The sequence below is a fragment of the Deltaproteobacteria bacterium genome (genome assembly GCA_016219225.1).
In the GTDB taxonomy this organism is placed as follows: Bacteria; Desulfobacterota; RBG-13-43-22; order RBG-13-43-22; family RBG-13-43-22; genus RBG-13-43-22.
Map to the genome: position 1 here is coordinate 1 of JACRBX010000021.1, position 7995 is coordinate 7995.

Here is a 7995-nt window from a genome sequence, read left to right on the forward strand (position 1 = left end):
CTTTTCGGCTTTAGCAAGTTCTTCTTCCAGTTTGATTTTCTCGGTGATATCCCGGAAGACCAAAACCACCCCCAGGATTTCCCCTTTTTGATCCCGAATAGGTGCCCCGCTGTCGGCGATAATCCGTTCTCGTTGGTCTTTGCTTATCAGCACCGTTCCATTGGCCAATTCCACAATACCGCCGGTTTTGATCACCTTTTCCACCGGGTTTTCCCGGCGCTCCCGGGTCCTTTCATTGATGATATAAAAGCATTCTTCCAAAGGCCGGCCGGCGGTTTCTTTCTGGGACCAACCGGTTAATTCTTCGGCGATTCGGTTTATTAAAACGATGTTTCCTTTCAGGTCCGTTGTAATCACGCCATCCCCAATGGACCGGAGTGTCACGGCCAGCCGTTCCTTTTCGTTAGCCAGGGCGGATTCGGCCTTTTTGCGTTCGGTAATATCCCGGATAATGGCCTGATGGTACTTCACCCCCTCAATATCCATGGAACGAAAGCTGATCTCCACCGGAAATTCGGTTCCATCTTTCCGTCGATGGATCGTTTCATATATCATTCCCTTGTGATCTTCAAACTGTTCCAATTGTTGTTCATAAAGGAGTTTGGAATTCAATGAACGCATCTCTTTGGCCTTCAGACCGAGAAATTCCTCTTTGGAATATCCATAAGCCGACAAGGCCCGATCGTTGACCTCGATAATCTGATGATCCTGATCGGTGAGCAGGATGATATCATTGGCATACTTGGTCAGATAAAGGTAATGCTGGGTCAGGGCCTGACGCTCCAATTCCCCCTGATATTGATTCCGATAATAAACAGACCGTTGATGACGCCAGATAAGCCCCAGGCTCACCCCGGCTGCCAGGATCATCAAGATTATCAAGAGGGCGACCATCCAGGCCCGTTCCTTTAAAGGGGCATAGACTTCTTCGGCATCCTCCTTGGTGATTAAAAACCAGGGGGAATCCGGGATGGACCGCCCGGCTAATAAAACCGGTTTTCCCCCGTAATCCAGGTCTTCAACAACACCCCTTCCCTGGTAGACGGCCCATAACCCGGAAGACCTTCTATCCCCTGTAGATAACCGAAAGGACAGGGCTGATTCCCGATAATGACGTAATTCATTTAAAAAAACAAATTCTTCCCCCTGGCGGCAAAAAAGGATGGATTCACCGGTCCGACTGGCAGTAGGCCAGGACCGGATAAAGGGATAAAGAAAGCGGTAAGGGTCTATTCTTAAAAGAAGTACCCCAACCGGCTGCAGGGTGGATCCTTCCCGGTTAAGAATGGGGACAAGCAGACTTAGCCGCAGGGCCTCGGAAATTTTACTTTGGTAAAGATCGGAGAGGATGGCCTTTTTAGTTTTGACGGCCTCCAGGGTCAACTGCCTGGCATCGGGACCGATCTCCTTCTCCTTTTTGGGAACGAAGTAACGGACCCTTCCCTTCAAGTCGAGGAGAAGGATGTTATCATACTGGTTGTGTTGAAGAGAAGATATCCAGGCCTGGATCTCTTCCTTTATTTCAGGGTTGGAATCTCCGGAGAGAAACCGTTGTACCCTTCGGCCGATCGTAGAATTCCCCAGGACCAGAGCGGCATCTCCCATACGCTCCCGGCGCCAATTGATGATTTGATTGACCTTTAAATCGGCGATGGCCGAGAGTTCTTCGCCTTTTTCCCTTTTAAAATGCCCCTTTTGTTCTATGTAATATAGATATCCGGCCAGGGTAATTCCCAGAGAGAGAAGCAAAAATATAAGAATCAGAGACCAGGGGATCTTTTGTGAAAATTTTGGATCTTTCATGGATTAATACTCTTTAAATTCTTTTTCCTCAAAAGGGATCACCTGATCGGGCCGGACTTCCTGGCCTTGGCCGGTGGTCTGACCCAGGGGTTTCCTTTTCCGGTAATTCCCGGGCCAACTTTCTGGAATCTCCTTTCTTTCGGGAACTTCCCGTAATTCATTGCGATTTTTTAGCGTTTGAGGATGGTCGATCCTTATGGGTTTCCGGGCATTTCCTTTTCCGTTAATAATCATTATCAACTCCTTTACAAATTGGTTCATCTCCCCGGCCTGGCTGTTCAATTCTTCCGAAGCAGAGGCCGATTCTTCAGCATTAGCTGCTGTTTGCTGAATTACCTTATCCATTTCAGAAACCGCTTTATTGATCTGTTCGATCCCTTGGGCTTGTTCTTGAGAGGCGGCGGCGATCTCGGCGATCAGCCCCTGTACCTTGTGGGCTCTTTCGGCAGCTCTTTTAAAGGAATCATTGGTCTTGATGACTATTCCTGAGCCATTACCAACTTTTTTGACCGTGTCTTCGATTAAGACAGCCGTATTTTTTGCCGCTTCCGCAGCCCGGAGGGCCAGGTTCCTTACTTCATCGGCCACCACGGCAAATCCGGCCCCTGCTTCTCCGGCCCGGGCGGCCTCGACGGCCGCATTCAAGGCCAACAGATTGGTCTGAAAGGCTATCTCGTCTATAGTTTTGATAATCTTTCCGGTTTCTTCACCGGCCCGGGAAATTTCCTGCATGGATTTATTCAGATCTTTCATGGCCTGATTAGCCTCCTCCATCACCCGGCCGGTATCCGTCATCAGGGTGTTGGCCTGATTGGCATTTTCGGCGTTCTGTTTGGTCATGGACGCCATTTCCTCCATGGAGGAAGAGGTTTCTTCCAGGCCGGCCGCTTGCTCTGAGGCCCCTTCGGCCAAGGACTGGCTGGCCGAAGCCACCTGACCGGAAGCTGTGGCCACCTGCGACGCCCCGTCTTTAATGCCTTCCACCACACGATTGATCGGTTTGGTTATGCTGCGAGTCAGAAAAAATGCGATTAAGCCCCCCAGGATCAAAGCTGAACCCCCCAAAATGACCATCATCAGCCGGACGGCATAAAAGACCCTCTCTGCCTCATCAGCCATTTTTTTACTGTTTTCATTCTGGAAGGTCACCAAAGCATCGATGGCCTCCAATAATTGTCCCTGGGGTCCCCGCACTTCTTTCATGAGTACTTCGCCGGCTTCCTGGCCTTTATTAGAGAGACCGAAATCCACGGCCTTATTAATTAAAGGATCGATTTTTTGTTGAGAATCTTTAATCTTGCCCAGGATCTCCTTGCCCTTTTCCGATTTAACCGTCCGGAAAAGTTTATCGAAATCTTCATGGAACTTTTCCCTGGCCCGGTTGATCCTTTCTTTTTCCTTTTGCCTGAAATCGTTTTCGTTGCTCAAGGCGATATTGCGCACAGCCCGAGCCACGATATTCATCTGCCGGTCCATTTCATTGGCCAGAAAAATTTTTTGATTTTTGTCATGGACAATATCATCCAGATACCCGTACATCCGGTTCAAACGGGAAATACCGATCAAAGAAATGATTACCAGTAAAAATAAAACCAAGCCAAATCCGATCCCCATCCGTGCCCCAAGCCTCATTTCAGCCAGACCCATGACCTCCTCCTTAAGATAAACAAATTTCAAAATTGTACGAGTACTTAAACAAAAATGTCTATTTATTCAATATTTATGCCAGAGGAGATTAAAATAATATTTTATTAAAAATAAGGGAATTTTATGATCTTATAAAACCCGAAATCTATTCGCATAATCGATGATAAATAAATAACAAAATATTTTAAATTAGTTGGAAATATTAACGCCCTCGGTTTTCAGAAAGGATGCCTGCTCCTTTTTGAACTCCAGATGCAGTCTGTGAAAAGAATAAAGGACAGCCGATTTTTATTTTGGTATTTTTGGGTCCTGAAAAAAGGATTATGTCCTGAAAAAGGGAAAAACCTGTTAGAAAAGATTGTGTTTTTTTAAAAGGGCATAGAACCGTGAACGGGACAAACCGGATAATTGGCAGGCCTTTTTTATGTTTTTTGAGGTATGGATCAACAGTCTTCTTAAGTATTGTTTTTCGGCAGCCTCCCGTACCTTTTTTAAGGGTAAAATCCTTTTTTGATCAAGCGTTTCCTGATGAGTCTCCATTTGGACTTCTTTTCTGTCGGCCAGGGATTTCTGGGCAAGCCCGATCCGGATATAAGCCGGCAGATGGATGGGATAAAGGATGGGGTCTTTCTTCAAGGCGCTGAGGCCGACCTCCAGGGCACTGATAAATTCCCTGATATTACCTGGCCATTCATAGTGGTGCAGCGCTTCAAAAAAGTCCGGAGAAAAACCTTTTTTTTTCTGACCATATTTTTCAGAAAGCCGGGGCAGGTAGTACAGGAAGATATCCTTAATATCCTCAACGCGTTTCCTGAGGGGCGGCAGTTCGATAGTCAAAGACCGGACTCGAAAAAAGAGATCCTTTCGAAAACGTCCTTGTTTTACCAGCTCTTCCAGATTTTGATTGGTAGCCGCCACCAAACGAAAGTCACTTTCGATTTCCCTTTTTCTTCCGATAGGACGGAATCGATGTTCTTGAAGGACCCGAAGAAAGGCCTTTTGACAGGAGTAGGGCAGCTCTCCGATTTCATCCAGAAAGAGGGTCCCCCCATCCGCCTGTTTGATCAATCCTTCGTGGCTCTGATCCGCACCGGTAAAGGCCCCTTTCTCATATCCGAAGAGAGTGCTCTCAATTAAGGTCGTGGGCAGGGAGGCGCAGTCCACCACCACAAAATCCTTCTTGGCCCGGCTGCTGTTGTCATGGATGGCCTGGGCAAAAAGCTCTTTCCCCGTTCCGGTTTCTCCCTCGATTAAAACATTGGCCTTGTTGCCGGCCGCCTGGGCCAGAAGGTCAAGGCAGGACTGCATCAAAGGGCTGTCCCCGATAATCCCTTCTCTTTTTAACACTTTGATATCATGAGGCCCTTTTTTTTCCGCCCGGTATTGAAGTGCCCTGGTAATCGGTAGGGTCATTTTTTCTAATGAGGAGGGTTTCTCAATATAATCCCAGGCCCCGTTTTTAATGGCCAATTGCGCTCCATCCGGGTCCCCGAGTCCGGTAATGATGATCACTTCAGGGGAAGAAGGGGCTTCCCGAATTTTCGGCAGGGCTTCCAAACCGTTTCCATCCGGAAGCCGGATATCCAATAAAACCAAATCAAATGTCCGGGATGATACCTCCTTGAGCCCTTCGTTTAATGAACAGGCCGAAACGGCCTTGTGTCCCATTTTTCGGACAAGCAAGGAAAACATCTTGCAGACCTGTTTTTCGTCGTCAATAATCAGGATTCTGGCCATCGGATGTCTTTATCTCTTTTCCGGATCATTTGACAAAACGGCCCGCTTCCGGTCCCTTTTGGGAAGGTATATGATGAAAATGGTCCCTTGGTTCGGCTGGCTAAAAAAATCAATATGTCCTCCACTTTGATGAATGATTCCCTGAATCATGGAAAGACCCAGCCCGCTCCCTTTCCCTTCCTGCTTGGTGGTAAAGAAAGGCTCAAAGACCAGAGGCTGGATATGAGGTTCGATTCCGATACCGGTGTCCTTAATGGACATGGTGACGTGGGTGCCAGGGTGAAAGAAATTGCCGCAAGTTTTACAAAAAGTATTCGATGAAATTTCCTTGGCGGCGGTGCGCATTAAAAGCTTTCCGCCCCTGGGCATGGCATCTCGGGCATTAATAGCCAGATTCATAATAACCTGCTCCATCTGTCCGATATCGATATAGACAGGCAATGGATTTGGATCAAGGAGGACTTCCAACTCGACGGCCTCACCAATAATACGGCCGATCATTTTTCCGATGTTTTCGACGATACGGTTGAGATCTATGATCCGGGGGGCGAGTACCTGTTTCCGTCCGAAAGCCAACAATTGTCGGGTCAACAAAGAGGCCTTTTCTCCGGCCTTTTTGATCTCCATCAAGGGCTGAAACAAGGGATCATTTTTTTTGAGATTCGAGAGCATGACCCCGCTATAACCGGCGATCACCGTCAACAGGTTGTTAAAGTCGTGGGCCACGCCGGCGGTCAGTCTTCCGATGGCTTCCATTTTTTGGGCCTGCCGGAACTGTTCTTCCAGTTGCTTGCGCTTGGTGATGTCTCTGACCGTAACCAGGATACGCTCGTCTCCTAAAATAGTAATGCGCTTCATGGAAACCTCTACCCAGAATAAGCGTCCCGATTTATCTTTGGCCCTCCATTCGACGACGCCAGGAATCCCTGTCAAGGCCTTCTTGAACCAGGTTAAGGCGGATGTTGGGGTATATGGCGGCGAGTTGTCACTGACGTCCTCCATTTTCAGAAATCGAGCTTCTTCAAGGGTAAATCCGTATAGCTCGCACGTCTTCTGATTCACGTCAAGGATGACCATGGTGTCAGGATGGAGGACAAAAATAGCATCATTAGCCAGATTAAAAAGAGTCCGGTAACCATCAGCCATTTTTTTAATCGAATCCTGAGTTTTTTTAAGTTCGGTGAGGTCCATGAAGGAGGCAATTCTTTGCTGGGTTCCGGAAAAACGCTCTATAGTAATCAGCAAATTTTTCCGGTTGCCTGATTTATCCAGGCCGCCGGCCTCATAGCTCCTGGGCGCGGCTTTGGGATCGATTGTCCGTAAGCGGTGGTATTCTTGAAGCCTTTTTAAATCCTCCTTAACGATAAAATCCCGCCAGGTCTTTTTCCCTTCCAATTCGTTTTTCCCGTACCCCGCCATCTTTGCGAATTTATTATTGACCTGGGAGAGAATCCCGTCTTCCTCGATAACCGCCATGGCGATCCCGGCGGTTTCAAAGATGGTCCGATACCTTTGTTCAGATTCTTGCAGGGCTTCCTGTGCTTGCTTTTCCAGTTCTTGGCATTTGGCGAACTTTTCGGACAGGAAAGTACCTTGAGTTTGCAGATTTTCACTCAGGACGAACAGGTCCCTTTGAACCTCATCGGGACATCCGGGGATGGATTGCAAAAGGTCGCCCAGACTTTTCTGAATAGCTTTTATCCCGGAAAGGAGATCCTTACTGCTTGAAGGGGGATGCTGCTTTTTCTTGGCGAAGGTTTTTCCCATTGCAAATACTACAAATTTATATCATCCTCACCTGGACAAATCTTTCTGATCAGTAAACCCTCATGTCCTAAGAGGGCGACATGAGAACGAAAATCCCCCGCCTCCCCCTTTGTGACAGGGGAATTGAAAGGGATTTAAATCTACTTTCGTGCTAAGTCAATAAATTCTTAAATTTGTTAGACGTTCAATTTGGAAATTTATTAAGCAAAAATTATGCCTTGAGCGGTGAAATAAATATCCAAGCTATCTTAAGTAATTAGAAATTTAATCGGAGAGGGGAGGCAGCAATTAGAAAACCGGAAGTTTACAAGGTGTAAAAATTATGAGTTCCTAAACAGGATTATCTGGAGACCGTGATCGTTTCAATCGCTGCCAGCCAGAGGCCGATGATCCGGTTGAAAAAGATTTTTACGCTTCGTGTCGTCCCCCGGGACCCTGAGGGTTTAATACCTGATAGAGGGTTTCACTCAAGGCAGCGATACTGAATGGCTTGGTGACTCTGCCCTTAAATCCATACTTCTCGAATTCGGATAATACCGGATCACCGGAATAGCCGCTGGAAACGATGGCCTTTACCTGGGGATCGATTTCCAATAATTTTTTGATGGCCCTTTTTCCCCCTATTCCCCCGGGGATAGTCAGGTCCATGATAACGGCATCAAAAGGAGTTCCTGAATTTTTCGCCGATTTATATTTTTCCAGGGCCTCCCGGCCGTCAAAGGTGATTTCCACCTTATAGCCTAACTTGTCCAATATTTGGGTTATTACCTGGTTTACCAGAGGATCATCATCCATTACCAGTATTTTCCCGAAACCCGACAAAGTTTTTTCAGCCGCTGCCGATTGTTCCTTCCAGGGGCCGGTAGCCGCAGGAAGATGAATAATAAAAAGAGTTCCCCTGTCAGCCTCTGATTCAACGGAAATTCTTCCATCGTGCCGGTGAATGATGGAATAGACCGTGGCCAACCCCAGGCCGCTTCCTTTGGGCTTGGTGGTAAAATAGGGGTCAAAAATCTTGGGCAATATGTCGGAGGGGATGCC

At 47.3% G+C, this 7995-nt stretch carries 5 protein-coding genes; all 5 read right to left on the reverse strand.

Annotation, left to right across the window (positions count from 1 at the left end; genetic code table 11):
* Nucleotides 1-1803, reverse strand: a 1803-nt coding sequence (locus tag HY879_01560) for a PAS domain S-box protein (protein MBI5602022.1), incomplete at its 3' end; no start/stop codon positions are given.
* 3 nt (nt 1804-1806) lie between these two features.
* A complete protein-coding gene (locus tag HY879_01565; GenBank protein ID MBI5602023.1) occupies nt 1807-3006 on the reverse strand; it encodes a hypothetical protein in 1200 nt (399 codons plus the stop codon).
* A gap of 792 nt (nt 3007-3798) precedes the next feature.
* Complete coding sequence (locus HY879_01570) at nt 3799-5187, reverse strand: sigma-54-dependent Fis family transcriptional regulator (protein ID MBI5602024.1); 1389 nt, start codon at nt 5185-5187, stop codon at nt 3799-3801.
* Between the two features lie 9 nt (nt 5188-5196).
* Nucleotides 5197-6954 (reverse strand): PAS domain S-box protein, encoded by a 1758-nt coding sequence (locus HY879_01575; protein MBI5602025.1) that lies wholly within the window; start codon nt 6952-6954, stop codon nt 5197-5199.
* Nucleotides 6955-7362: 408 nt separating this feature from the next.
* Nucleotides 7363-7995, reverse strand: a 633-nt coding sequence (locus HY879_01580) for a response regulator (GenBank protein ID MBI5602026.1), incomplete at its 5' end; no start/stop codon positions are given.